This is a genomic window from Halonotius sp. F2-221B, from assembly GCF_046719765.1.
Taxonomy (GTDB): Archaea; Halobacteriota; Halobacteria; order Halobacteriales; family Haloferacaceae; genus Halonotius.
In genome coordinates, this window is record NZ_JABEBY010000012.1 from 85,163 (window position 1) to 107,442 (window position 22,280).

25 protein-coding genes and 1 pseudogene are annotated in these 22,280 nt (G+C 63.5%); 20 read left to right on the forward strand and 6 right to left on the reverse strand.

The genetic code is table 11. From position 1 onward, the window contains the following. The first annotated feature begins 14 nt into the window (after window positions 1-14). Together HKK80_RS10300 and HKK80_RS10305 are read left to right on the forward strand one after the other, a co-directional pair. Window positions 15-983 (forward strand): ROK family protein, encoded by a 969-nt coding sequence (locus tag HKK80_RS10300; RefSeq protein WP_411799512.1) that lies wholly within the window; start codon window positions 15-17, stop codon window positions 981-983. A 108-nt stretch (window positions 984-1,091) separates the two neighbouring features. Further along, on the forward strand, window positions 1,092-1,418 hold the full coding sequence (locus tag HKK80_RS10305; protein ID WP_120102352.1) for a NifU family protein: 327 nt from the start codon (window positions 1,092-1,094) through the stop codon (window positions 1,416-1,418). Between the two features lie 35 nt (window positions 1,419-1,453). Here HKK80_RS10305 and HKK80_RS10310 read toward each other — a convergent pair whose 3' ends face one another. Continuing rightward, on the reverse strand, window positions 1,454-2,920 hold the full coding sequence (locus tag HKK80_RS10310; RefSeq protein ID WP_411799513.1) for a DUF402 domain-containing protein: 1,467 nt from the start codon (window positions 2,918-2,920) through the stop codon (window positions 1,454-1,456). 140 nt (window positions 2,921-3,060) lie between these two features. On the opposite strand from HKK80_RS10310, the gene HKK80_RS10315 reads away from it, so the two are divergent. Genes HKK80_RS10315 through HKK80_RS10325 form a run of 3 tightly spaced genes read left to right on the forward strand, consistent with a single transcriptional unit; the run spans window position 3,061 to window position 5,880 of the window. Then, window positions 3,061-3,492, forward strand: a complete 432-nt coding sequence (locus HKK80_RS10315; protein WP_411799514.1) for a universal stress protein — start codon at window positions 3,061-3,063, stop codon at window positions 3,490-3,492. Window positions 3,493-3,531: 39 nt separating this feature from the next. Continuing rightward, a complete protein-coding gene (gene menE, locus HKK80_RS10320; protein ID WP_411799515.1) occupies window positions 3,532-5,271 on the forward strand; it encodes an o-succinylbenzoate--CoA ligase in 1,740 nt (579 codons plus the stop codon). 51 nt (window positions 5,272-5,322) lie between these two features. After that, window positions 5,323-5,880 (forward strand): tRNA (cytidine(56)-2'-O)-methyltransferase, encoded by a 558-nt coding sequence (locus tag HKK80_RS10325; RefSeq protein WP_411799516.1) that lies wholly within the window; start codon window positions 5,323-5,325, stop codon window positions 5,878-5,880. Between the two features lie 39 nt (window positions 5,881-5,919). On the opposite strand, the gene HKK80_RS10330 is transcribed toward HKK80_RS10325, so the two are convergent. Next, window positions 5,920-7,197 carry a HEAT repeat domain-containing protein gene (locus tag HKK80_RS10330; protein ID WP_411799517.1) on the reverse strand — a complete coding sequence of 426 codons (1,278 nt, stop codon included), beginning with the start codon at window positions 7,195-7,197 and terminating at the stop codon, window positions 5,920-5,922. 113 nt (window positions 7,198-7,310) lie between these two features. Here HKK80_RS10330 and HKK80_RS10335 point away from each other — a divergent pair, with 113 nt between their 5' ends. Genes HKK80_RS10335 through HKK80_RS10350 form a run of 4 tightly spaced genes read left to right on the forward strand, consistent with a single transcriptional unit; the run spans window position 7,311 to window position 9,974 of the window. Further along, window positions 7,311-7,844: a transcription factor gene (locus HKK80_RS10335; RefSeq protein ID WP_411799518.1), complete on the forward strand. Its 534-nt coding sequence runs from the start codon at window positions 7,311-7,313 to the stop codon at window positions 7,842-7,844. After that, entirely contained in the window at window positions 7,845-8,516 is a 672-nt protein-coding gene (locus HKK80_RS10340) for a DUF2110 family protein (RefSeq protein WP_411799519.1), read from the forward strand. 1 nt (window position 8,517) lies between these two features. Beyond that, window positions 8,518-9,267 carry a DUF5803 family protein gene (locus HKK80_RS10345; RefSeq protein WP_411799520.1) on the forward strand — a complete coding sequence of 250 codons (750 nt, stop codon included), beginning with the start codon at window positions 8,518-8,520 and terminating at the stop codon, window positions 9,265-9,267. Further along, a complete protein-coding gene (locus HKK80_RS10350; RefSeq protein ID WP_411799521.1) occupies window positions 9,264-9,974 on the forward strand; it encodes a competence/damage-inducible protein A in 711 nt (236 codons plus the stop codon). Before HKK80_RS10345 ends, HKK80_RS10350 begins: the two co-directional genes overlap by 4 nt. A 206-nt stretch (window positions 9,975-10,180) precedes the next feature. Here HKK80_RS10350 and HKK80_RS10355 read toward each other — a convergent pair whose 3' ends face one another. Beyond that, window positions 10,181-11,368, reverse strand: a complete 1,188-nt coding sequence (locus HKK80_RS10355) for an MFS transporter (RefSeq protein ID WP_411799522.1) — start codon at window positions 11,366-11,368, stop codon at window positions 10,181-10,183. 118 nt (window positions 11,369-11,486) lie between these two features. Here HKK80_RS10355 and HKK80_RS10360 point away from each other — a divergent pair, with 118 nt between their 5' ends. The 7 genes from HKK80_RS10360 (at window position 11,487) to HKK80_RS10390 (ending at window position 16,498) form a co-directional block, all read left to right on the forward strand. Continuing rightward, the gene (locus tag HKK80_RS10360; protein WP_411799523.1) at window positions 11,487-12,551 is read left to right on the forward strand and encodes an ATP-NAD kinase family protein; all 1,065 of its coding nucleotides are present in this window, start codon (window positions 11,487-11,489) and stop codon (window positions 12,549-12,551) included. A 156-nt stretch (window positions 12,552-12,707) separates the two neighbouring features. Continuing rightward, a complete protein-coding gene (locus tag HKK80_RS10365) occupies window positions 12,708-13,736 on the forward strand; it encodes a PhoU domain-containing protein (protein WP_411799524.1) in 1,029 nt (342 codons plus the stop codon). Between the two features lie 76 nt (window positions 13,737-13,812). Beyond that, window positions 13,813-13,998: a hypothetical protein gene (locus HKK80_RS10370; protein ID WP_411799525.1), complete on the forward strand. Its 186-nt coding sequence runs from the start codon at window positions 13,813-13,815 to the stop codon at window positions 13,996-13,998. Between the two features lie 96 nt (window positions 13,999-14,094). Then, window positions 14,095-14,319: a hypothetical protein gene (locus tag HKK80_RS10375; RefSeq protein WP_142444160.1), complete on the forward strand. Its 225-nt coding sequence runs from the start codon at window positions 14,095-14,097 to the stop codon at window positions 14,317-14,319. Between the two features lie 54 nt (window positions 14,320-14,373). After that, on the forward strand, window positions 14,374-14,793 hold the full coding sequence (locus tag HKK80_RS10380) for an SRPBCC family protein (RefSeq protein ID WP_411799526.1): 420 nt from the start codon (window positions 14,374-14,376) through the stop codon (window positions 14,791-14,793). A 2-nt stretch (window positions 14,794-14,795) separates the two neighbouring features. Beyond that, window positions 14,796-15,608: a nitrilase-related carbon-nitrogen hydrolase gene (locus tag HKK80_RS10385; protein WP_411799527.1), complete on the forward strand. Its 813-nt coding sequence runs from the start codon at window positions 14,796-14,798 to the stop codon at window positions 15,606-15,608. Window positions 15,609-16,327: 719 nt separating this feature from the next. Beyond that, the gene (locus tag HKK80_RS10390; protein WP_411799528.1) at window positions 16,328-16,498 is read left to right on the forward strand and encodes an HVO_0758 family zinc finger protein; all 171 of its coding nucleotides are present in this window, start codon (window positions 16,328-16,330) and stop codon (window positions 16,496-16,498) included. 1 nt (window position 16,499) lies between these two features. Here HKK80_RS10390 and HKK80_RS10395 read toward each other — a convergent pair whose 3' ends face one another. Then, window positions 16,500-18,425, reverse strand: a complete 1,926-nt coding sequence (locus HKK80_RS10395) for a beta-CASP ribonuclease aCPSF1 (protein ID WP_411799529.1) — start codon at window positions 18,423-18,425, stop codon at window positions 16,500-16,502. A gap of 279 nt (window positions 18,426-18,704) precedes the next feature. Between HKK80_RS10395 and HKK80_RS10400 the strand changes: the two genes are divergently transcribed. Further along, window positions 18,705-19,190, forward strand: coding sequence for a hypothetical protein (locus tag HKK80_RS10400; RefSeq protein ID WP_411799530.1), 486 nt, complete (start codon window positions 18,705-18,707; stop codon window positions 19,188-19,190). A gap of 1 nt (window position 19,191) precedes the next feature. Here HKK80_RS10400 and HKK80_RS10405 read toward each other — a convergent pair whose 3' ends face one another. Next, window positions 19,192-20,184 carry a ring-cleaving dioxygenase gene (locus HKK80_RS10405; RefSeq protein ID WP_411799531.1) on the reverse strand — a complete coding sequence of 331 codons (993 nt, stop codon included), beginning with the start codon at window positions 20,182-20,184 and terminating at the stop codon, window positions 19,192-19,194. Between the two features lie 104 nt (window positions 20,185-20,288). Here HKK80_RS10405 and HKK80_RS10410 point away from each other — a divergent pair, with 104 nt between their 5' ends. The 3 genes from HKK80_RS10410 to HKK80_RS10420 all read left to right on the forward strand — a co-directional run bounded on the left by HKK80_RS10410 (window position 20,289) and on the right by HKK80_RS10420 (window position 21,332). Then, the gene (locus HKK80_RS10410) at window positions 20,289-20,492 is read left to right on the forward strand and encodes a type II toxin-antitoxin system HicB family antitoxin (RefSeq protein ID WP_142444152.1); all 204 of its coding nucleotides are present in this window, start codon (window positions 20,289-20,291) and stop codon (window positions 20,490-20,492) included. Between the two features lie 3 nt (window positions 20,493-20,495). Then, entirely contained in the window at window positions 20,496-20,741 is a 246-nt protein-coding gene (locus tag HKK80_RS10415; protein ID WP_411799532.1) for a type II toxin-antitoxin system HicA family toxin, read from the forward strand. A gap of 84 nt (window positions 20,742-20,825) precedes the next feature. Next, the gene (locus HKK80_RS10420; RefSeq protein WP_411799533.1) at window positions 20,826-21,332 is read left to right on the forward strand and encodes a macro domain-containing protein; all 507 of its coding nucleotides are present in this window, start codon (window positions 20,826-20,828) and stop codon (window positions 21,330-21,332) included. A gap of 352 nt (window positions 21,333-21,684) precedes the next feature. On the opposite strand, the pseudogene HKK80_RS10425 reads toward HKK80_RS10420, so the two are convergent. Then, window positions 21,685-22,206, reverse strand: a pseudogene (locus HKK80_RS10425) (IS110 family transposase); the annotation flags it as partial. Between the last annotated feature and the right edge of the window lie 74 nt (window positions 22,207-22,280).

Genomic DNA, 22,280 nt, shown 5'->3' on the forward strand with positions numbered 1-22,280 from the left:
CCCGAAGTCAGGTGATGGCCGTCTACGTGGGTGTCGACCTCGGGGCGACGAACATCCGGGCTGTTGTCGCCGATAGCTCGGCGGCGATCCTGGGGAGTGCCATGGCCGAAACGCCGCGTGGGCCGACCGGGATCGCGGTCACCGAAGCCATTCTCGATGCGATCCGCGCGGCCTGCGGGCAGGCCGGCGTGACACCCGGCACCGTCACCGCCTGCGGGATCGGCTCGATCGGGCCGCTGGATCTTGCCGCTGGGGCGGTCGAAAACCCGGCGAACCTCCCGGATCGGATCGACCGCATCCCGCTTACCGGGCCGATCTCGAAGCTGTTGGCTACGGAGGATGTGTATCTGCACAACGACACCATCGCGGGCGTCATCGGCGAGCGGTTCCACAGCGAGCGCAACCCCGATGATATGGTCTACCTGACTATCTCCTCGGGGATCGGCGCGGGCGTCTGTGTCGACGGCACCGTCATCGCCGGCTGGGACGGCAACGCCGGCGAGGTCGGCCATATGACACTCGACCCACACGGGTTCATGACCTGTGGCTGTGGCCACGACGGCCACTGGGAGGCCTACTGCTCGGGTAACAACATCCCCCGCTATGCCGAACGCCTCCACGCCGAGGATCCGATCGAGACCGACCTCGCCTTCGACGATCCGGCGTTCTCGGCGGCCTCGATCTTCGATCTTGCCGGCGAGGACGCGTTCGCCGACCACGTCATCGACCAACTCGGCCACTGGAACGCGATGGGCGTCGCCAACATCATCCACGCCTACGCGCCGCTCGTGATCAACGTCGGCGGCGCGGTCGCGCTCAACAACCCGAATCTCGTGTTGGATCCGATCCGCGACCGCCTCGATGAGATGGTGATGACGAACATCCCCGAGGTCAATCTCACCGAACTCGGTGACGACGTGGTGGTCAAGGGTGCGGTCGCCAGCGCGCTCACCGGCGGGACGGGCGATCGCTCGAAGCTCTGAGCCGGCGTTGCTCATGATTCTCTGAGTCGGCGTCGTTCACGATTATTCATCGCTGTCCCGACTGCTGGAACCGCAACTTACCCATACGTTGAGCACATAGACCAAGCTATGTCCGACGAGAGCCTCAAATCCCGCGTTGAAACCTGGATGGTCAAACAGATGCCGATCATCCAGATGCATGGGGGGACGAGCATGGTTCGAGAGGCCGACCCCGAGACCGGCCAGGTCGTCGTCGAACTCGGCGGCACCTGCTCGGGCTGTGGGATCTCAAACGTCACCGCCCAAAACATCAAGCGCGATATGTATATGGAGTTTGAGGAGATCGAGGACGTGCAGGTCAAGGTGCCCTCGACCGGCGACACCGGCGCGGACACGGTCGAAGGCGGCCGCGGCGGCGACGTGCAGTACTCCAACGAGTCGGCCGGCCACTTCTGAGTCGGCCGCGGGCCGACAACAACTGCCCCAGACAGCTACGACAGCGACGTTTCCAACGCGGTCGCAACGGCTCTCGCTTTCTCAGCCAGTTCCTCGGTAATCTCGCCGTTGTCGACAGCCTCGTCGAGTTCGTCGTCATCGACGCGCTCGACCGTTCCGTCAGGATATTTTAGTACGTCGACATGAAGATCGATGTACCGAACCCCGTCCGGAAAACATTCCAGCGGCGTACAGACGTTGACGTAGGTGCCGATGAGGTCGTCGTCGCGGTCGCGGTAGACGGTCGGATACCACCACCGCCCCTCCTGAAACGTTGTTGTCGCGGTGTCGCCGTCGGATCGCGGCACGTCCAACCCGTCGTAACGGCCGCCGCCGGAAAGCTCGCGGACGAGGGTGATCGAGTCGCTATCCCGTTCGGTCACGGTGCCCTCGCCGAGGCTAAACAGCCGCCCGTCGGGTTTGCCGTGGTTGATCCCGATCTCGTCGCCGACGGTTGGCCCGAAGTTGTCGGCGACGACAGCGAAGGGAAAGTCGGCGTCGGCGTCGCCGAGGTCGGCCGTCGAACAGAGCGATTCGACGAAGTCGACCGCCGCGCTCGCGCCGTCGCTGCCGGCTTTGATCCGGTGGTGGCCGGCCATCGTGTCGGTCACCTCCCGGCGAATCTTATCCAGGGCAAACCGTGACTCGCGGCCGAACCAACACCAGGTACCAGCCCGCTGACTCAACACCTCCTGCGGTGCAGCATCTCTGTCTACACTTCCAGCATCGCCACCAGTATCGTCAGCCAACTCCGCGGCGACTGTCTCGGCCTGCGCGGTCGCCGTCTCCAACGCTGCTCGTAGCTCCGCCATCGACGCCTCGGTGGCGGCGTGCTGCCACTGAATCCGCCAGCCGTCAGGCGCGTCGATCTCCAGCAACTCGGCCATCCCAAGGAGTTCGCGGGCGGCAGCGTCGTCATAGCTGTCGACGGTCGGTGAGCCGTCCTCCGGACGCAGCGTCACGAGGTCAGTCGAGACCCGAATCCCGCCGCCCAGTCGGCGGCGACTGTCGCTCCACGGTGGCGTCGACTCCCGTACCTGCACCCGAACCGTGTCGCCGGTGTCGACGTGGTTCTCGATCGAATCAAAGGGGAGATACCCCTCGGTCGAACCGAGATCGACGATCGCTCCCCTGCCTGTCGTGTCGGCGACCTGGCCGTCGATGACCGCGCCGACCGGGGCCGGATCGTTCCACCAGCAGGTGTCGATCCCGATCTCAGCGAGGCGGCTCGTCACCGTCTCAACCGCCGCGGGCGCGCCGGCAACACCGACCCCCTGTCGGTCGGCGGTTGTCTCGATGGCGACATCGTGACCCCCGCTATCAAAGTCGGCGTCAAACCGGCGTTCGATCGGTGCTGAGGCGTCGACGACCGTCCAGCCGGCGTCGAGAGCCAGCTTTGTCAGCGCGGTCGTGTAGATCCCGCGGATCCGGACGCGGTGGTCGGCCGCTGTCGACTCACCCATCGCTGCCTCCGGGCGTGTGCATACTGGATTGTAGGTGGTGACGGCGGTTGAAATGTTGTTGGTTCGGCTCTCGTCGCCGGCATTTCACGCGGTGGGATCGCGGGCAAGTTATTATGTCCCGGCGCGACGAACACTGCGATATGTACGATACTATCCTTGTTCCGACCGATGGCAGCGAGCCGGCCGGCGCGGCTGTTGCGCACGCCGTCGATCTTGCAGCCAGCTCCGGGGCGACGCTGCACGCGCTTTCGGTCGTCGACAGCGCGGCGTACGCCTCACTCGATGTGAGCTCCGAACAGGTACTTGAGGGTCTCGAAGCCCGTGCCGGGGCGGCGACCGAAACGATCGCCGAGACCGCTGCCGACGCCGGTGTCGAGGCCGTCACCGAGGTCTCGGTCGGCTCGCCACACGAGCAGATCACCGACTACGCCGAGGCTGTCGGTGCGGATCTCATCGTCATGGGCACCCACGGTCGCACCGGCCTCGATCGCGTCCTCTTGGGGAGTGTGACCGAACGCGTCGTCCGCGCCGCACCCTGTCCGGTGTTGACTGTGCGGGCCGCGGAGTCCTGAGCATGCATGTACCCCCTGTCAGCCGATCGGTGATCAGCGATGCGTGATTGGCTCTCCCACCGCGCGGCGGCAACCCCCGATGATCTCGCGGTGATCGACGCCGACACCGACACCCGGTGGTCATACAGCGGCCTTGACGCCGCCGTCGACGAGACCGCCGGCCGGCTGGCCAACCTCGGGGTTGCGGCCGGCGACCAGGTCGGCACCCTGCTGCCGCGAACGTTTTTGGGTGTCTGTCTCCTCCATGCGGCCCAGCGGCTCGGCGTCACGCTCGTCCCGCTGAACCATCGGCTGACAGCGGAGGAACTTGGCGCACAGATCGACCAGTTGGATCTCACACTCGTCGTCTGTGATATCGACACCGAGCCGGCGGCCGTTGAGGCCGTCGAGGAGGTGCCGATCGCCTCGGTCGATGAGCCACAGTGGGCGGCCGTCAAATCGTTCAAGAATGTCGAGCCGGCGTCGATCGACTCTGTTGAGTGGGACCGCGAGGAGCCACAGCTGATCGTCTTCACCTCCGGTTCGACCGGTCGGCCAAAGCCGGTCGTGGTGACGATGGGGAATCTGCTTTCGGGTGCGATCGCCTCGGCGTTCCGGCTCGGTGTCGACCCCGCCGATCGCTGGCTGCTGACGCTGTCGCTGTACCACGTCGGTGGGATCGCCCCGATCTTCCGATCGACGCTGTACGGAACAGCTGTGGTTCTGCGTTCCGACTTCGATCCCGGCCAGGCCGCCGACGATCTCGATCGCTACGACGTGACGGTGGTGTCGCTGGTGCCGACGATGCTGAAAGGGATGTTGGATCGACGCGGCACGCTGTCGGATTCCCTGCGGGTCGTCTTGCTCGGCGGCGCGCCGGCCGACGACGCGCTGATACAGCGGTGTGAGAACTACTCGGTGCCGGTACATCCGACCTACGGGATGACCGAAACCGCCTCCCAGGTGGCGACCGCCCGGCCAGCCGACGCCTTCGACCAACCGGACACTGTCGGCCGCCCGCTGCTGTGGACTGCGGTGACGGTACTCGGTGCCGACGACGAGCCGGTTGCGCCCGGCGAGTCGGGCGAACTCGTCGTCAGCGGGCCGACGGTGACGCCCGGCTACTACGGTGACGACGACCACGAGGCGTTCTGCTCGTATGGCCTCCGCACCGGCGATATCGGCTACCAAGCCGAGGACGGCTCACTGTGTGTCGTCAACCGGATCGACGACCGCATCACCAGCGGCGGGGAGACGATCGATCCGGGTGCGATCGTCGCTGTGCTCACCGACCACGCGGCGATCGAGGCGGCCGCGGTCGTTGGGGTTTCCGACGAGCAGTGGGGTGAACGCGTGACCGCCCTTGTTGTGCCCACCGACGACGACCTGTCCGCCGAGGCGGTCGATAGCCACTGCCGTGACCACCTTGCGGGGTTCAAATGCCCGAAAACGATCGTTTTCGCCGACGAGATCCCCCGAACCACCTCAGGATCGGTCGACCGACCGGCTGTCCGCGAGGTCGTGACCACAGCCATCGAGGATGGGTCAGTTACGTCAGCCCCCGACACCGGTGACGACGATGCGACTGAACCCCCAATCGAGTCGGTAGATACAGCCGCTGTCGACGATGACGACGCCGATGCAGACGCCGATGGCGAGCCAGGAGTCGCCGCCCGCCGGCCGCCGTCGCCGATGTCGCCAGCCGAGGAGCCGACCGCGACACCAACAGATACTGAGCCCATCCCCGACGCCGAATCCGATACCGACGACGAGGCTCCCGACCGCAGCGACAGCGAGTAACCACCGGCGGAAACCGAAACCCACACCCTGGGTCGTCGACACCGATTGGGTATGCAGGGTTCACAGGCGGTCGTCGTGCTTCGGTACGGCCACCGGCCCGGACGGGACGACCGGATGACGACCCACGTCGGCCTCACGGCTCGCGCCCTCGGCGCGGATCGGGTCGTGCTTCCCGACAACGCCACGCAGGCCGCCGAGACGGTCGCCGACATCACCGACCGCTTCGGCGGCCCCTTCGAGATCGAGCAAACCGACAGTCAGGCGGCGGTCGTCCGCAACTGGGATGGGCCGGTCGTCCATCTCACGATGTACGGGCTGCCGATCCAGGATGTCGAAGGTGAGATCCGGGCGGCTGTCGACACCGACCCGCTACTTGTCGTCGTTGGCGGCGAGAAGGTGCCCTTCGATCTCTATGAACACGCCGACTGGAACGTTGGGGTGACCAATCAACCCCACTCGGAGGTCGCCGGGCTGGCGGTGTTTTTGGATCGGTTCTTCGAAGGTCGAGAGCTGCGCCAGGAGTGGGCTGACGCCGACCGCACGGTGATTCCGAAAGCGACCGGCAAGAAGGTTGTTTCACCCGACGAATCCGGTGACGACGGCGCGTAAGTTGGGGCTGACGGGGCGACCACGCCCGTTCTACCACAATCACGCCCGATCGACCGTGTAGTCGCTGGGTTTCGACACGTATCGATAGTCGACCAGCTCCTTTTTTGCTGCTTCCGCGTCGTTGTTGAGGTGTGATTTGAGGAAGGATGCGAGCTTGTAGGCCTCGGAGTCCTCGTCGGCTGTGTCGAGGACGGCGTCGACCTTCTCCTCTAACTTTGCGTGATCGATGTTGGTCAAACTCGCCGTTGCGATCGTCCGGAGATACGCGTCGTCGTCTGCTAATGCATCCAGCAGGGTGTCGACCGCGATATCGGTCTCGCTTTCGAGTTGACCCAACAACCATGCGGCGTTCCGCTTTTCGGCGTTTCGGGGTGCCTCGGAGACGATCGTCGCAAACTCCGCGGAGACCTCCGTCGAGATCTCCTCGTCGATCTGTTCGATCGTGCGCTGTCGCACCGAGTGGCCGTCCTCGAAGTCGGCCTCTCTGAACGTCGTCATGACACCCTCGGCGGCCTCCTGTCGCAGCGTCTCGTTGTCATCGGCATCCAGCTTGTCGACGACAACGTCGATCGTATCCTGGGCCCCGAACTTACCGATCTCGCTGATCACGTGTTCCTTGAGCGTCTCATCGGAGCTACGGGAGGCGGTCAACAACGCCTCGTAGGCGGCACTGCTGCCGATCTTGACCAATGCCTCGACGGCGGCCTCCTTGACCCGCTCGACCTGTTTGCTTTTTGTTGTGCCCTTGTATTTCTCGTTGTCGAGCCGGAGGTGCTCCTGGATCGGCGTCACAAACCGTTCGTCGCCAACGTTACCACCCTCCTCGATGGCTCGCCGGAGCACGCGCATGTTCTCCTCGCGGATGATCGTCGTTCGGAGCTTCTCGATCGTATTTCGGCTTCGCACCCGTCCGAAACCGGCGACCGCAAGAAACCGAAGCGGCGCGCGGGGTTTGGCGTGCCACTTGGTGAGGATCAGCGGGTATGGGGTGCCGGTCGGGGTTGATTGTGGTTCGGTCTCCAACCGTGTAATGATGGTATCGATGGTTGATTCATCGACCGCAAGGAGCACGTTGAGAACGGTTGCCCGAACGTCATCGCTGGGATCGTTCAACACCGATTCGACGAGCGCCTGCTGGTGCTGTGGTGTGATCTCCTCTTTGAACCCCTCGATCGACTCAGACAGGACGCCGGCGGCCCCAAACCGAACGTTTTCGTTGTTGTGATTTCGGATATACGCGATCAGCCTGCCGTACTCTCCCCGGTTGGAGAGCGCGTAGAGCTGATCCGTGTTCCGTGGAGCGGGGCGGCCAGCCATTGTGGGATGGTACTACTGACTTTGATAAAAATATACTGTTCGCTGGTGTCATGAGTGGCGGCCGGTTTCGCCAGTCGGAGCTTTTAACCGAGTTCACCGCCGATCATTCCCCAATGGCTTTTGAGGAGTTACTGAACGATCCAGTGATCCAAAAATACCTCCACGAGCTGGTCGGCCCGGAAGGGATGCCGGTCGCCGCCGCGCCGCCGGAGGGTGAGGTGACCGACGAGGAGCTCGCCGAGGAACTTGATCTCGAACTCAACGATGTGCGCCGCGCCCTCTTCATTCTCTACGAGAACGACCTCGCCTCCTACCGCCGCGTCCGCGACGAGGATTCGGGCTGGCTCACCTATCTGTGGACGTTCCACTACGACAACATCCCCGAAAACCTCGAAGCGGAGATGGAACGCCTGCTGGAAGCGATCGAGGAACGCGAGGAGTACGAGCGCACCCACGAGTTTTACCTCTGTGAGGTCTGTTCGATCCGCTTTGAGTTCGGCGAGGCGATGGATCAGGGGTTCCAGTGTCCGGAGTGTGCCTCCCCGCTTGAATCGATGGACAACGACGCCCTTGTCGAGGCGATGGAGGAACGCGGCGCGGCCCTCCGTGAGGAACTGAACGTCGACATCCACGCGGACGCCGACTAAATGGTCGTCTTAGCCACCAAATGCTACGTTGAGGGCGATGCCCGCGAGCGCTCGCTGAAGAGCCTGGGCTCGCTGATCGACAACACGGTCGGCGATCTCCGCGTCGAAAGCGAGATCGGCGTCCGCAGCGACGCGTTCGTCACGGTGACGATCACCGGCGACGACGCAACCGCCGCCCGCAACGCCCTCCGGGCGGAGTGGGGTGAGATCACCGACCACTTCGAGGACGGTGAGACCTACACCGGCACGCTCGAATCGTGGGATGACGACGGGATCACCCTCGATGCCGGCGAGGAGATCCGCATCCCCGCTGGTGAACTCGGCCTCGGCCAGGGAACCCCACCCCAGATCCGCGAACGGTTCGGGCTTGTCCAACATCTCCCATTGCAGTTCGTCTACGGCGACCCCTCGCGGCTCGCCGACGACGAACGCGACCGCCTCTACGAGTGGCCCCGCGGCCCCGGCCGCGTCACCGTCAACAGCGCGACCCGCGGCGAGGTGCGGGCGACGGTCAACCGCGCGGGCCACGCCCAGGATATCGTTACCGTCGAACGGCTCGGCCTGCTCGAACAGTCAATCATCTGCGGTGAGGGCACCGATCCGCCCGGTCTGCTGGCGGCGATCGGTGACTACCTCCCGGCTGAACTCCGGGCTGTGATCGGCGACGACTAATATGAATCGACGCCTCGCCCTTGCCGTCCTCGCGGTGCTCACCCTCACGGTGACCGCCGGCTGTCTCGATTACGTCACCGGCGGTGGCGAGATCAGCGACAATGTGCTTGACGCCGACCCCGACGCCGCCTACGACTGGGAGACCGACCGCAACGTGACGCTCACGCTGGATACCGGCTCGCAGTTCCGCGGTGTCTACAACGTCTCGGCCGACCAGCGACTTCGGCTCTATCAGCCGACCAGCATCGGCCAGGAGGGGCCACTCGACATCTCGGCGGTTCGGTTCCGCTACGCAAACGGCACCGTGATCTCCGGAACGGAGCTCCGGGCTCGCGGTGAGATCGACCAAACGCCGGATGAGGTGTATGTGACCGTCCCGGCCGACGGCCGCCTCGCGTTTACCGCCGGGGCGACCCCTCGCCGGCTGACACTCCCCGTTTACATCGAGGGCTCCTATGAGGTTGTGCTCCCGGAGGGGAGCCGGATGGACTTCTTCCTGTTTAGCAACGCTGTGCCGGCGGGGGCGACGACCGAACGGGTTGACAACCGGGTTCATGTGACCTGGGAGAACGTGGAGTCGAGTTCGATCCTCGTCCAGTACTACAAACAGAACGATCTCACGATCTTCGGGGCCATCATCGGCGTGCTGTCGGCGATCGCTGTCGGCGGGCTCTACTACTACCGCCGGCAGATCGACCGACTCCATGCAACCCGCGTCGAGATGGGGCTTGACGACGAGGACGATCAATGAACGTCGCCATCGTCACGGTCGGCGACGAACTGCTGGCCGGCGAGACCGTCGATACGAACAGCGCGTGGCTGGCCTCGGAGTTGGCTGATCGCGGCTGTATCGTCACCCGAATCACGACCGTCCCCGATCAGATCGAGACGATTGCCGCCGTCGTCAACGAGTATCGGGCTGCCAACGACGCGGTCGTTGTCACCGGCGGGCTCGGACCGACCCACGACGACCGCACGATGGCGGCTGTCGCCGCGGCGGTCGGCCGCGAGCTCGAACACCATCCCGAGGCGGAGGCGTGGCTCACCAGCGAGGGCGGCTACAGTGCCGACGATCTCGACGCCGGCACGACCGATCTCCCGGCCGGCGCGCGAATGTTACCCAACGAGGTCGGCGTCGCGCCCGGCGCGGTCATCGAGTCGATCTACGTGCTACCGGGGGTTCCCGCGGAGATGAAAGCGATGTTTGAGCACGTTGCCGACGAGTTCAGCGGTGAGCCGATCTACACCGAGATCGTTGTTGCTGACGAACCCGAAAGCGCGCTGCTTGATCGGCTTGAAACGGTACAAGAGCGGTTCGCTGTCGATGTTGGTAGCTATCCGGGGGAGTACGTTCGCGTGAAGTTCCGCGGTGGGGATTCGGACGCTGTTGCCGAGGCGGCAGCGTGGTTCGGCAAGCAGGTCACGGTTGCCGATATCGACGACGGCGACTCCTCGTAACGCGACCGTCTAGGATCGAAACAGGTGGGCCAGCCAGCCGAGGGTCAACAGCAGACTCGCAACCAACACAACGGCGGCCGTCTCAAAGATCGGCAGCGGCGCGGTCAGTGAGATCATTATCTCGGGGTAGCGCGCCGACCCTGTTAAGTGTTTGAGGTCTGGTCGTCGATCCGGTGGTGGCTGCTATCGATCCGACTGCGTGGCCGCTATCGATCCGGCAACCGGGTGTACAGCAGCGTCCCGAGCGCGGTCACCCCGGCGAGCAGGAAAAACGCCTCATCAAACAGATCGTTGTCGGCCATCACGCCGACCACGGTCGACCCCGTTGCCGCCAGCATGAAGCTGGTCGTCCGAAGGACGCCCCACGCCGTCCCTGTCACAGATTCTGGAAGAATAGCGATGATGTATGCGTTCGAGACCGCAGGGACGCCCAGTCGAATCCCAAGCAGCAGCGACGCCGCGGCGACTCCGATCACGCTGTCAACCGTCGGGATCGCAACGAGCACCGGGATCGTCGCCGCGGAGACCGCGACCAACACCGGTCGGTCGCCGACGGCATCGGCGAGGCTCCCGGCAGCGACCTGGGCGACCGCGCCGCCGACGAAGACGAGCGCGAACATCGCCGCTGCCGTCGACTGGGCGAACCCGGTGACAGAAGAGAGATAGGTGACGTAGAACGCCGAGACGCCCTGAAACACGAACGTCATCAGCGTGAGCGCGGTCAACGCGACCGCGACCTGCCGGGTGCGGATCGCCGCGAGCACGTCGCCGACAGGGATGTTCGTACTCGTCCCGTCGTCGGAAGTCGCCCCGTCGCCGTTGCCGAACGATGGTACCGTCGCCCAGATCACCACGCCGAGCCCAACGAGCGGGACAGCCAGCCCACCGACAAGCAGTCGCCAGCTAATCTCACCGACAAGCGAGCCCGCCGCCAGCGGCAACACGGCCGAGCCGACCGACCCCGCCGCCAGCGTCGCGCCGATGGCGGCCCCGTCGTGGTCGGGAAACGCCCGCGAGAGGGCGGTGCCGCGCGCCGGCCCGTAGAGGCCGGTCGCCAGCCCGAAGCCGGCACAGCCGACGAGGAACGCGGCGAAGGCCGGCGCGGCGCCGATGACGACGACGCTCGTCGCGGTGAGGACGACGCTGCCGGCGAGCAGTTTCCGCTCGCCGATGCGGTCGACCAGCAGGCCGGCGGGCGTCTGCATCAACCCGTAGGTCGCCCAGATGATCGTGATCGCCACGCCGGCTCCGACATCGCTGACGGCGAAGGTGTCTTTCACCTGTGGGAGAACGGCCGGCACGAGAAACCGGCCGCCGAGGACGAACACCCAGCCCGAGGCGATCGCCAGCAGCGTCCACCCGCGCCCGTCGCCGCGGAGTCCCCGAAACACCATACAGGTCGTCGCCGGCGACGATAGGAGTGGGTTCCGATCTGCTGGTGGGCTCCCGCCATCCACACGCCGGCGGCACCGCAGACAGGGGGCTTTTCACGCCGCCACGCCACCTGCCGGTATGCGACTCGGCGTCCTCGTCAATCCGATCGCCGGCATGGGTGGCCGGGTCGGCCTCAAAGGTACTGACGGCAAGGTCGCCGAGGCCCGCCAGCGCGGCGCGGAGCCGCGTGCACCGGAGCGCGCCCGCCGGATGTTCACCCGGCTGGCCGAGCGCGACACCGAGATCGATCTGCTTGTGGCCGGCGAGCCGATGGGAGCCGCCGAGGTACGAGGGGCTGGCTTCGAGCCCGAAATCGTCTTCGAGCCCGGCACAAACACAGCCGAGACGACCGCCGCCGATACCGCGGCCGCCGTCGACGCCTTCGTTGCGGCCGGCGTCGATCTCGTTGTCTTCGTTGGCGGTGACGGCACCGCGGCCGATGTCGCCGACGCGCTGGCTGAAACCGAGATCCCACTGCTCGGTGTACCCGCGGGCGTCAAAGTTTACTCCTCGGTGTTTGCGGTCTCGCCGGAGGCCGCCGCCGACATCGTCGTTGAGTTCGACCGCACCGAACAGCGGGAGGTCATGGATATCGACGAGGACGACTACCGGGCCGGCGAGGTCAGCCCGGAACTCCGGGCGATCGCGTCGGTGCCGGTCGCCGACGGTCTCCAGTCGGCCAAACAGCGCGGCGGCGGCACCGTCGACGCCCTTGCTGAGGGGATCGCCGGCGATGTCGACCCCGAAACGACCTACGTTCTCGGCCCGGGGTCGACGCTCGGGGCGATCAAATCGGCGCTCGGCTTCGAGGGCTCACCGCTCGGCGTCGACGTGTGGCGGGATGGACAGGTGCTCGCAACCGACGCGAGCGAAGCCGAGATTCTGGATGCCCTGGGTGAGGACAACACGATCATCGTCTCGCCGATCGGCGGGCAGGGGTTCATCTTTGGGCGTGGCAACCCACAGCTCTCGCCGGCCGTGATCCGAAACGCGAGCGTCGAGGTCGTCGCCTCGCGGTCGAAGCTTGACGACCTCCGTGTCCTGCGTGTCGACACCGACGACCCCGAGCTCGACGCCGACCTCCGTGGCTGGCGGCAGGTGCGGGTCGGTCGGTTCGAAACGCGCATGCTCCGCGTTGTGTAGCGTGGTGCGGTTGTTATCTGTGAGAGCGTTCGCTGTCTGCAGCATGTGAAGAAACCACATATTAACATCTGCTGTAGTCACGATATCAGTTCAACATTTGTTGTTCGATACCCTGTGTATGCATACAATTAAGATGTCCTGTCCCCGAGAAAGGGTATGGAAACACGGAAGGTACAGCGGCTGGGGCCGTCAACGCTGGCGATGACGCTGCCGGCGGAGTGGACCAAAGAGCACTACGTCGAAAAGGGTGATGAGGTATCGATCCGGATGGGCGGCAAGGGGACGCTGACGGTGTTGCCGGAGTCGGCCAGCACCGGCGAAAGCGAGGCGGTGATCCATGCCGACAATCTCGATGCGGGCTCCGTCGAGCGGGCGATTATCGCCCAGTACGTGCTCGGTCGGCGGGTGATCCACGTCCAGATGGAGTCCGACGCCCTCGATTCCGAACACATCAACGCGGTGTATCAGGCCGAAACACAGCTGATGGGTCTCGGCGTGATCGAGGAGACACCGGAGCGCATCGCCATCCGGTGTTCGGCCGACCCGGAGGATTTCACCCTCGACAACCTCTTAGAGCGGCTCGAAAACACCGGCAGCACGATGCGTTCGGAGGCGATCAAGGCGTTGGCCCACGGCAACAGCGATCTCGCCGACCGCGCGCTCAACCGCGAGCGACAGGCCAACAAGATTTTCGTCCTATTGCTCCGGCTCATCTTCACCGCCTACCAGAACCCGAACCTCTGTCGGGCTGTCGGCCTAGATTCGAGCTTCCCGCTGATCGGCTACCGGTCGGTGGCGAAAAATCTTGAACTGACCGCCGACAACGCCGAGGATATCGCCGAGATCGTCGCCTCCGCCGACGAGATGCCGGATGTCGACAGCTCGACGATCCGCCGCATCCGGGAGTTCACCGATCAGATCGATGAGCTGACCGAGATGGCAGTCCGCGCCGTCGTCGAACGCGACTACGATCTCACGATCCGGTGTCGACACCTCTTTGGTGAGATCTCCGACCGCGAACAGGAGATCCTCAACGATCTGGAAGAGCTCCCAAACAAGGATCTACTCCAGATCCGAGAGGTGCTCGTCAGCCTCCAGCATACCGCCGAGTATGCGATGCGCAACGCCGAGATCGCCGCCAACCTCGCGCTCAACGAGGAGTCCGAGCACGTCGAAATCACCTAGGGTGTCCATTCCGGTGATCGCTTCGTCCGACCGTGTGTTCGAATGAACTAAGCATAGTGGTGTCGAACCCGTTGGCATGGCCACTCACGGTACGACAACCGACAAGGGAGTTGGCGTTGCGATCGCCTGTGGCACGGTTGCGCTGCTCGGTGCTGGGATCATGTTCACCGGCGGCACACAGCTCATGAAGGCATGGGGGTTCGCGGCGGCGGTCGTCGCCGCCGGGCTCTCCGTGGCTGCACTCCAACTGTACGACGCCTAACGACGACGCCTGACACCGGGCGGTTCCCCCGCCGACGGGATCGCCCCCCGCTTGCCGACGTAATCATTAAGCCGTTCAGCCCCCTAGTGATCGTAGATGACAGAGTACACCGAGGAGGAACAACGCATCGTCGCCTATCTCCGCGACAGCGTCGCACGCGGTGAGCGATACTTCCGGGCGAAGACCATCGCTGAGGCGATCGGACTCTCCTCGAAGCAGGTTGGTGTCCGCCTGCCGCAGCTCGCCGAGAAATCCGACGATGTCGACATCGAAAAATGGAGCCGTGCGCGCTCGACAACATGGCGTGTCACCCCTGAGTAGGTGCCGACGGCCGCTTCCGCGTCCTTTTTTACACTCCCCACCCTGTATTCTGTAATGACCGTCCGTGTCTCACGGACCTTCGAGTTCGACGTTCCCGGCGAGCAGATCTGGACGTTTATCGCCGATCCGGCCAAACGCGCCGGCGCGATCAGCGTTGTCGACAGCTACGAGATCCACGACGACAACCGCGCAACGTGGCAGGTGCAGCTGCCGATCCCGCTGCTCAACTCGACGGTTGCCGTCGAAACCGAGGAGCTGATCCGCGAATCTCCGACCCGCGTCAAGTTCGAGGGTCGCTCACGCGCCCTCCGGGTGACCGGCGAACACACGATCACCGAGACCGACGGCGGCTGTCAGCTCCGCAATGAGTTCGTTGTCGACGGACAGCTCCCCGGCGTCGAGCGATTCTTCAAACGCAACCTCGATGCCGAACTCGACAATCTTGAGGCCGCGCTTCGGGCGGAGATCAGCTGACGATGGAGGTCGCCGCGATCCAACTCGGGGTTGAGCCGGGAGCCATCGAGGCCAATCTCGATCGGGCCCGCGAGGCGGTCGCCGATGCCGCCGCCGAGGGTGCCGATCTCGCTGTCCTCCCCGAACAGTTTCTCGTCGGCTTCTTTGCGTTTGATGAGTATTCGACCCAGGCCGCCGGCCTTGATGACCCGCTGTTCGACCGCCTCGCCGAGATAGCCGCCGACAACGACATCGCCCTTGTCGCCGGCACCGTCGTCGAATCGCTCGCCGCCAGCGCGGCCGCGGGCTACGACGTACCGGCATCTGATGGCTACGCCAACACGTCGGTGTTTTTCGACCGCGATGGCCAGCGGTGCGGCATCTACCGGAAACACCATCTCTTCGGCTACGACTCGGCGGAATCCGAGCTGTTGGTGGCCGGCGACTCGCTGTCTGTCGTTGAGTTTGGCGGGCTAACGATCGGGACGACGACCTGTTACGATCTCCGGTTTCCGTCGCTGTACCGCCGGCTGCTCGACCGCGGTGTCGACTGTCTTGTCGTGCCGAGCGCGTGGCCCTATCCCCGGATCGAACACTGGGAAACGCTGGGTCGGGCCCGCGCGATCGAAAACCTCTCCTATCTGATCGCGGTCAACGGAACGGGCTCGTTCCCCGCGGCCGACGCACAGCTGTGTGGCCGCTCGGCGATCTACGACCCGTGGGGGACAGCCCGGGCCGCCGCCGGCGACGGATCGACGACGATCACGGCGACCGTCGAGCCGGCGGCTGTCGAGGAAGTTCGGTCGTCGTTCCCGGCACTCGACGATCGCCGGTAACCGCCGCTCGGTCGCGGCGCGGACGGTGGGTTTATACGCCACAACGACATACGATGTGATGCCGACGTACTGACGCTTTTCTCGTCAACTGTCGGCAGATACACCGCTCGTCGCCACGCCCGCCGGCCGCCACGCGGCAGGATCCATCTCGGGGATCGGGGCGTCCTCGACCGGATCGTCCGCCGCGCTCCTCGCCTCGTCTTGCTCCGATTCTCTCTAACCACGCAGTGAGTCGCGGCTATCTCGCCGGCCAGAAACACAGTTGCCAACTATCTCACAAAATAGTGCAGCTATATCGAACAATATCGGTAAGAAACTCAATTTATGCTATACGTATCACGATATCTTTGCGCACCGTACAGTATTTATACATCCGGCCGCTTTGATTTAGGTAATGTTAATATCGGAGGTGACAGCAGACGGCGGCTGAGGCGGGACACCGGGCTGTGAGCCGGCAGTATACTCACCCCGGACACATCGTGGTCGGTCACCCACACACTGCCAGTGGCTCTCGATTTGGCCACTCTCCCACCGGGTGACGGATGTGTGACCACGACCCCAACGTACTGACGACCACCACACTCCACTCGCCTCTCACATCCGGGCGGCCACTCCTTTTTGCTCCGATACTCACCGTCGACAGCGATGCCTTTGGGTGTCAGTCCTGTCGTACGCCCGTCACACGGGATGCTTTTAGGCTCCAGGCCGAAAGAGGGGGTATGAAATCGACACGGAAGGGGCTACGCGAGGACGCTCTCTACAAGGACAACTACGAGCGGATCGCCTGTAGCGAATGCGAGGAAACGCTCAAACGCGAAAACGACCCCGACGAGGTGTACGCGGTTCGAACCTGTCCGAACTGCGGGAAACAGTGGAAGGAACTCCCCTAGGTTAGCGGAACCGGAACGTTTCGAGGTTCTTTGGGGCAAACGTCCGGATATCAAACTCGTGGTAGAGCGCCGACGAGAGGTCTTGGACCGAGCGTTCGTCGCCGTGAACACAGAGGATCTTTTCGGGGCGTGGATTCATCGTCCGAACGAAATCCATCAGTCCCTTGCGATCAGCGTGGCCGGAGAAGCCATCGACGGTTTCAACGCCCATGTTGAGGGTGAGCGTGTCGCCGCGGCCGCCGTTGTAATCGCTGTTGATCGGGATCTCATCCCACCCGTTCTGGATGCGGTTGCCGAGCGTTCCTTGCGCCTGATAGCCAACGAAGACAAGCCGGGAGTCCGGATCGGTGCCGAGATGCCGGAGCCACGACATGATCGGGCCGCCGGTGATCATCCCCGAGGTCGAGAGGATGATCGCCTGCTCGCCGTCGGCGACCGTCTGGCGTTCCTCCTCGCCGGCGTCGATGTGGTTGAACTGGTCGGCGAGGAACGGGTTTTTGTCCTCATGGAAGATGCGATCCTGGAGGTCATCGCGGAGATACTCGGGATAGGTCGTATGGATCGCCGTTGCCTCCCAGATCATCCCATCGAGGTGGATCGGCATCTCCGGGATCTTGCCGGTTCGCATCGCCTCCTCTAAGACGAGCATGATCTCCTGAGAGCGGCCGACGGCGAAGGCGGGGATGAGCACGTCGCCGCCGTCCTCGTAGGTCTCCTTGATGACCTCGATCAGTTTCTCCTCGGAGTCGGCCTGGTCGGTCTGGTAGTCGTTGCGGCCGCCGTACGTCGACTCCAGTACCAGGGTTTCGACGCGGGGGAAGTCGTTGACCGCGCCGTTGAACAGCCGCGTGTCGGTGTAGTGGATATCGCCGGAGAAGGCGACGTTGTAGAGGCCGTCACCGATATGGAAGTGGGTGACCGCCGAGCCGAGGATGTGGCCGGCGTTGTGGAAGGTGACCTTGATATCGGGAGCGATGTCGGTCACATCGCCGTACTCCAGCGGGATGGTGTGTTTGATCGCCTCTCTGACCTGATCCGATTCGTACGGCGGTGTCCGCCCCTCCTTGGTCGCCACATCGAGATAATCGAGCTGGAGCAGCCCCATCAGATCCCGTGTCGGCTCCGTACAGTAGATCGGCCCATCGTAGCCGTATTTGAACAACAGCGGGATGAGCGCGGAGTGATCAAGGTGGGCGTGGGTGAGCACGACCGCGTCGATGGAGTTTGCGCCCGCACCGAGTGCTTCCGGCACCTGCAGATAGGGCACCTCGCCTTCCGCGCCGGGTTTGTCGCCGCAGTCGATGAGGACGCGGGTTTCCGCGGTTTGGAGCAGAAACGCCGCGCGGCCGACCTCCCGACAGCAGCCCAAGGTAGAAATTCGCACCCACTGCTCGCGGCCGATCTCCTCGCGGTGGATCTGGCGGCCGACGCGTTCGAGGACATCGCGTCGCTCGTCGCGTTCGTGTTTGAGGAAGTTGCGGACGTTCGAGACCGTCGAGGACTCGATCGGCGGGGTGCGGACGACCTCCGGCGTCCAGCCGACCTCCTGGGTGATTTCCCGGAGCGTCGATCCGTGGCGGCCGATCACCATGCCGGGTTTTTGCGCTTCGATGACGACTTCACCGGTATCCTCATGAAAGTCGAGATCGGTGACACCGGCGTCGTCGGGGATCACCGACCGGATCTTCGAGTCCGCCTTCTGGGGAGCCGAGAGTGCTTCCGGATCCGGGCGGACGGTGATCCGCTTGCGGAGCTTGCTGGCCAGCGACCGAATGAGGTCGCCATCCTCCGCAAACTGCTTGGGGTGGGGGGTGTAGATCACCAGCTCCGGCCCCTCGTATTTCACATCCGAGACGGTGATGTCGGGTGGAACTTCTTCGTCGATCTCCGCTTTCAGGTCGTCGAGTTGCTTATCTACTGAGCTCATACGTCAGAAATCTACAGTGGTCGCCGCCTCGCCGGCCGCCCACCTGCCAGACTGCACCCACGAGTCGGTGGAACGCCGTGGGATAGTGCCGGTCGAGATGGAACATACTGAATACGCGCTGATAGCTGCGCATGCGGGAACAGGCAGCGAAAACCCGCTTAGTTCTGCATACACCATCGGCGTTATAAAACCCCTTCGCAACCAGGACGGTTGCCGGTCGCCCGCCCGCCGAAAATGACCACCCACAAACACAAGCCGACACACGACCTCGCTCCGGATATGCATCTCACACCGGATCGGGTCACCGCCGAACACGACTGGGTTCGCCGTCGTGCCGATATCATCGTCCCGCTGATCAACGACACCCGCGACCGGCTTGGGCGGGCGTTCGAAACCGATGTCGACGCTGTGCGCGAGGCCGACTACCACAACGAAGTCGACCGCGTCTTCGCTGCCGGCGACCGCGCGGTCAACATCGCCGGCTACGTTGGCCTCCTGCGGGAGCTCGATGTCGACGGTGACTACCCGGGTTTCGTCGTCGACGAGGTGTTGGGCCGCCAGCTTGCGGCCACCATCGCGGGCGGCCAGCCGCTGGCGATGCTCGCCGAGGCGACGTTCCACTTCGCGGATATTTACACTCACGGCGACGACGAGGAGACCGCTGGTGCCGACGACCTTGATGCCGCGCTGGCGGCGGGCTTTCAGACGCGGCTGCCGGGGTGGAACTGGCGGGAGAGCGAGAGTCCGTTCGCTGTCGACTCCTAATCTAGTCAGCGTCGGCGTCGACTGCTTCTCCCCGCGGGATCGTCACGTCGCTGAGGTTGGCTTCGATCTGCTCGCGTTGCTCCCTGAACTCACCCGGCAGGATTAGTTTCTCGCCGAGTTCGTCGAGTTGTTCGTCGCTGGTGTACCCCGGCCCGCTGGTGGCGAGTTCGAACAGGATCCCGTTTGGTTCCCGGAAGTATACCGAATGGAACCAGTGGCGGTCGATCTGCTGGGTCGGCCGAACGCCTTGGGCGGAGACGGCCTGCCGCATCGCCAGCTGATCCTCGTCGCTTGGCGTCTGGAAAGCGACGTGGTGGACGGTGCCGTGGCCCTGTCGCGCGCCTTCGATTGTCGGTAAGACATCGACGTACTGGCCGACGGTGCCGGTTGCCTCGAAGCGCGTGCGCTCATCGCCCGGCGTATCGCCCGGTGACTCCTCGGTGCCGGCTTCTTCGAGGCCCATCGTTCGGAGTACCTCCTCGGTGCGTTGAGGATCGGCCAGCCACAGCGTCACCGAGTGAAAGCCCCGGATCGCGGCGTCTTCGGGAACGAACTCCGTCCACGGGACGGTTGGATCGTCGTCTGGGATCTCGATGGCGACGAGTTCGACCGGGAGCCCGTCGGGATCGTAGAACGGGAGGACGGTTTCGCCGAACCGCTCGACCCGTCCCTCGTAATCAACGCCGTACTCGTCGAAGCGATCCTTCCAGAACTCGAGGCTGCCCTCGGGGACGCGGAAGGCGGTGCGGGAAACTTGGCCGGAGCCGACCTTTCCCTGTCGGAGGTTTTCCCACGGGAAGAAGGTCATGCTGGTGCCGGGGGTGCCCTCGGCGTCAGCGAAAAAGAAGTGGTAGGTGCTAGGGTCGTCCTGATTGATCGACCGCTTGACGAGGCGGAGGCCGAGCGTTTCGACCCAGAAATCCATGTTCTGCTGGGGGTCGCCTGCGATGCAGGTGACGTGATGAATGCCCGGTGTTGGTGGTGCGTCGCTCATTGCCCTGTGTACGTACTGGAGGTACTTGACTTCGCGCTGACACGGGGGTTACCGGTTTGAACGCCGTCCGAACGTTTATGCAATATTCCGGCCTAATAACCGGTATGAGCACTGGCCGAGAAATTCGGCTGATCGAAGAGGATGACGGGTGGTGGTCGGCTATCGATGAAGAGGCAGGAGTAGCGAGCCAAGGGCCAACCCGACAGGAAGCCCTCGAAAACCTCGACGAGGCAACGGAGCTGACTGCTGAAGCCCGAAACGATGATACAGCAGCCCCGGAACCGGATGCGCCGTGGTTTGATTCGTGAGCAATGGTCTCACGGGATTTTTCCGGCGAAGATATCGTCAGCGTGTTGCGCAAATTCGACTACAGACGTGATCGAACACGCGGCGATCATGTGATTTTGAAATACACGCATCCAGAAACCGGCGAAACCCGAACCGTCACTGTTCCGCTGCACGACCGCGTTCGTATCGGGACGCTACAGAATATCGCCGATCAGTGCGGTGCTGATGACTTCCGTGCGTGGTGTAAGTGGATCGACAACCATCGCTGACGAGTCGTTTCCGTGACCGCAGCGTGTCGATGTCGCTTGCGGTCTGCGAAAAACCTCTACCAATGTAGACTCGTACTGTTTCGTATGAACGTCACCGTCATCCAAGGCGATATCGCCGTCCAGTCGGCCGACGTACTGGTCAACGCGGCGGGAACGAGCCTCAAAATGGGCAGCGGCGTCGCCGGCGCACTCCGCCGCGGTGCGGGCGGCGACATCAACGCGGAAGCGATGGCGAACGGGCCGGTCGATCTCGGCGACGTCGCCGTCACCGACGCCTACGGTCTCGACGCCGAGTACGTGATTCACGCGGCGGCGATGCCGCACTACGGCGATGGGCAGGCGACCGCGGAGAGTATTCAGGAGGCAACGCGGAACACGTTAGCAAAAGCTGACGAATTGGGGTGTGAGTCGATTGTAATTCCGATTCTTGGCACCGGCGTTGCCGGCTTCGATTTCAAGCGCGGCGCGGAACTGATCTGTTCGGTGATCGCGGAGTACGAGTCGTCGTCTCTGACTGACGTGCGTGTGATCGCGTACTCGGATTCGGAGTACGAGTCGTTGCAGTCGGTCGCTGATTCGATTCGAGAGTAGTCGGTTCTGGTAGTATCGGTGGCGACTGTGACAACACGTAGAAAGCCCTCAACGCTCTCGGCTCCCGGGACTCGCTGCGCTCCTCGTCGTTCGCGGTGCTCACTCCTGCGGTGCTTGCGTCGTCCGGGTTCGCCGAGAGCGTTTCGCCCTTTCACCTATGGAAACGCTGCTACCTCAACAAACCACCGCTGACAACAAAATGATTTCGCCGTCGTGGGATCTGTAGTCTCCACAGCCGACAGGCGGTCGGTACGTGTCTGCGGTGTGGTCGCTGTCTGGCGATAGCAGTTGCTCACGCTGGCCTCGGTTGGCCACTGAGGGCCGCCCGCCCGGCGGCCCTCAGATCCCGTCTCTACGCGGTCACACCTGGTGGATCATACACTTCTCCCCGATCAAGCATGTGATAGATCGACACCAACATTTTCCGAGCTGTTGCGACGATCGCTTTCTGCGAATTTTTTCGACTTGCTATCCGTTCATAGAACCGGCTCAGATACTCATCATTACAGGTATGAACTGCAGTGTTAGCCGCTTGAACAAGCAACCATCTCACACGACCTGACCCGCGTTTTGAGATACTCCCTTCGATCCGCGAGTCACCTGACTCGCGGATCACTGGGTTCAACCCAACGTAACTGACGACCGCTTTGTCATCGTCAAATCGGCTAATTTCGCCTAATTCAGCGTAGATTGTCAGTGCCGTGAAGTAACTCACACCAGGAATCGTCATGAGCAGCTGGGTCTCCTTCAGAGACCCAGCGCGCTCCTCGATTGTCTGTTCGATCTTCTGAATCTCTTCAGTGAGTGTCTCGGTCACGTCGAGATACGACTTGAGTAATGCATTCCACGGCGTCGGGAGCGAGAGTTCCCGTAATGAGTACGAAAAGTTTTGTTAGCTAAGCTTGATAGAGGAGTAATGGAGCGCTCACGTCGAAAGGAGATTGAGCA

What these genes read in the sequence shown, in the direction of transcription:
- HKK80_RS10385 (WP_411799527.1), top strand. Translation starts at nt 14,796, where the DNA reads ATGGAGGTCGCCGCGATCCAACTCGGGGTTGAGCCGGGAGCCATCGAG.
- HKK80_RS10400 (WP_411799530.1), top strand. Translation starts at nt 18,705, where the DNA reads ATGCATCTCACACCGGATCGGGTCACCGCCGAACACGACTGGGTTCGC.
- HKK80_RS10315 (WP_411799514.1), top strand. Translation starts at nt 3,061, where the DNA reads ATGTACGATACTATCCTTGTTCCGACCGATGGCAGCGAGCCGGCCGGC.
- HKK80_RS10415 (WP_411799532.1), top strand. Translation starts at nt 20,496, where the DNA reads ATGGTCTCACGGGATTTTTCCGGCGAAGATATCGTCAGCGTGTTGCGC.
- HKK80_RS10355 (WP_411799522.1), bottom strand. Translation starts at nt 11,368, where the DNA reads ATGGTGTTTCGGGGACTCCGCGGCGACGGGCGCGGGTGGACGCTGCTG.
- HKK80_RS10390 (WP_411799528.1), top strand. Translation starts at nt 16,328, where the DNA reads ATGAAATCGACACGGAAGGGGCTACGCGAGGACGCTCTCTACAAGGAC.
- menE (WP_411799515.1), top strand. Translation starts at nt 3,532, where the DNA reads ATGCGTGATTGGCTCTCCCACCGCGCGGCGGCAACCCCCGATGATCTC.
- HKK80_RS10410 (WP_142444152.1), top strand. Translation starts at nt 20,289, where the DNA reads ATGAGCACTGGCCGAGAAATTCGGCTGATCGAAGAGGATGACGGGTGG.
- HKK80_RS10405 (WP_411799531.1), bottom strand. Translation starts at nt 20,184, where the DNA reads ATGAGCGACGCACCACCAACACCGGGCATTCATCACGTCACCTGCATC.
- HKK80_RS10305 (WP_120102352.1), top strand. Translation starts at nt 1,092, where the DNA reads ATGTCCGACGAGAGCCTCAAATCCCGCGTTGAAACCTGGATGGTCAAA.
- HKK80_RS10420 (WP_411799533.1), top strand. Translation starts at nt 20,826, where the DNA reads ATGAACGTCACCGTCATCCAAGGCGATATCGCCGTCCAGTCGGCCGAC.
- HKK80_RS10300 (WP_411799512.1), top strand. Translation starts at nt 15, where the DNA reads ATGGCCGTCTACGTGGGTGTCGACCTCGGGGCGACGAACATCCGGGCT.
- HKK80_RS10370 (WP_411799525.1), top strand. Translation starts at nt 13,813, where the DNA reads ATGGCCACTCACGGTACGACAACCGACAAGGGAGTTGGCGTTGCGATC.
- HKK80_RS10335 (WP_411799518.1), top strand. Translation starts at nt 7,311, where the DNA reads ATGGCTTTTGAGGAGTTACTGAACGATCCAGTGATCCAAAAATACCTC.
- HKK80_RS10380 (WP_411799526.1), top strand. Translation starts at nt 14,374, where the DNA reads ATGACCGTCCGTGTCTCACGGACCTTCGAGTTCGACGTTCCCGGCGAG.
- HKK80_RS10375 (WP_142444160.1), top strand. Translation starts at nt 14,095, where the DNA reads ATGACAGAGTACACCGAGGAGGAACAACGCATCGTCGCCTATCTCCGC.
- HKK80_RS10345 (WP_411799520.1), top strand. Translation starts at nt 8,518, where the DNA reads ATGAATCGACGCCTCGCCCTTGCCGTCCTCGCGGTGCTCACCCTCACG.
- HKK80_RS10360 (WP_411799523.1), top strand. Translation starts at nt 11,487, where the DNA reads ATGCGACTCGGCGTCCTCGTCAATCCGATCGCCGGCATGGGTGGCCGG.
- HKK80_RS10310 (WP_411799513.1), bottom strand. Translation starts at nt 2,920, where the DNA reads ATGGGTGAGTCGACAGCGGCCGACCACCGCGTCCGGATCCGCGGGATC.
- HKK80_RS10325 (WP_411799516.1), top strand. Translation starts at nt 5,323, where the DNA reads ATGCAGGGTTCACAGGCGGTCGTCGTGCTTCGGTACGGCCACCGGCCC.
- HKK80_RS10350 (WP_411799521.1), top strand. Translation starts at nt 9,264, where the DNA reads ATGAACGTCGCCATCGTCACGGTCGGCGACGAACTGCTGGCCGGCGAG.
- HKK80_RS10395 (WP_411799529.1), bottom strand. Translation starts at nt 18,425, where the DNA reads ATGAGCTCAGTAGATAAGCAACTCGACGACCTGAAAGCGGAGATCGAC.
- HKK80_RS10365 (WP_411799524.1), top strand. Translation starts at nt 12,708, where the DNA reads ATGGAAACACGGAAGGTACAGCGGCTGGGGCCGTCAACGCTGGCGATG.
- HKK80_RS10340 (WP_411799519.1), top strand. Translation starts at nt 7,845, where the DNA reads ATGGTCGTCTTAGCCACCAAATGCTACGTTGAGGGCGATGCCCGCGAG.
- HKK80_RS10330 (WP_411799517.1), bottom strand. Translation starts at nt 7,197, where the DNA reads ATGGCTGGCCGCCCCGCTCCACGGAACACGGATCAGCTCTACGCGCTC.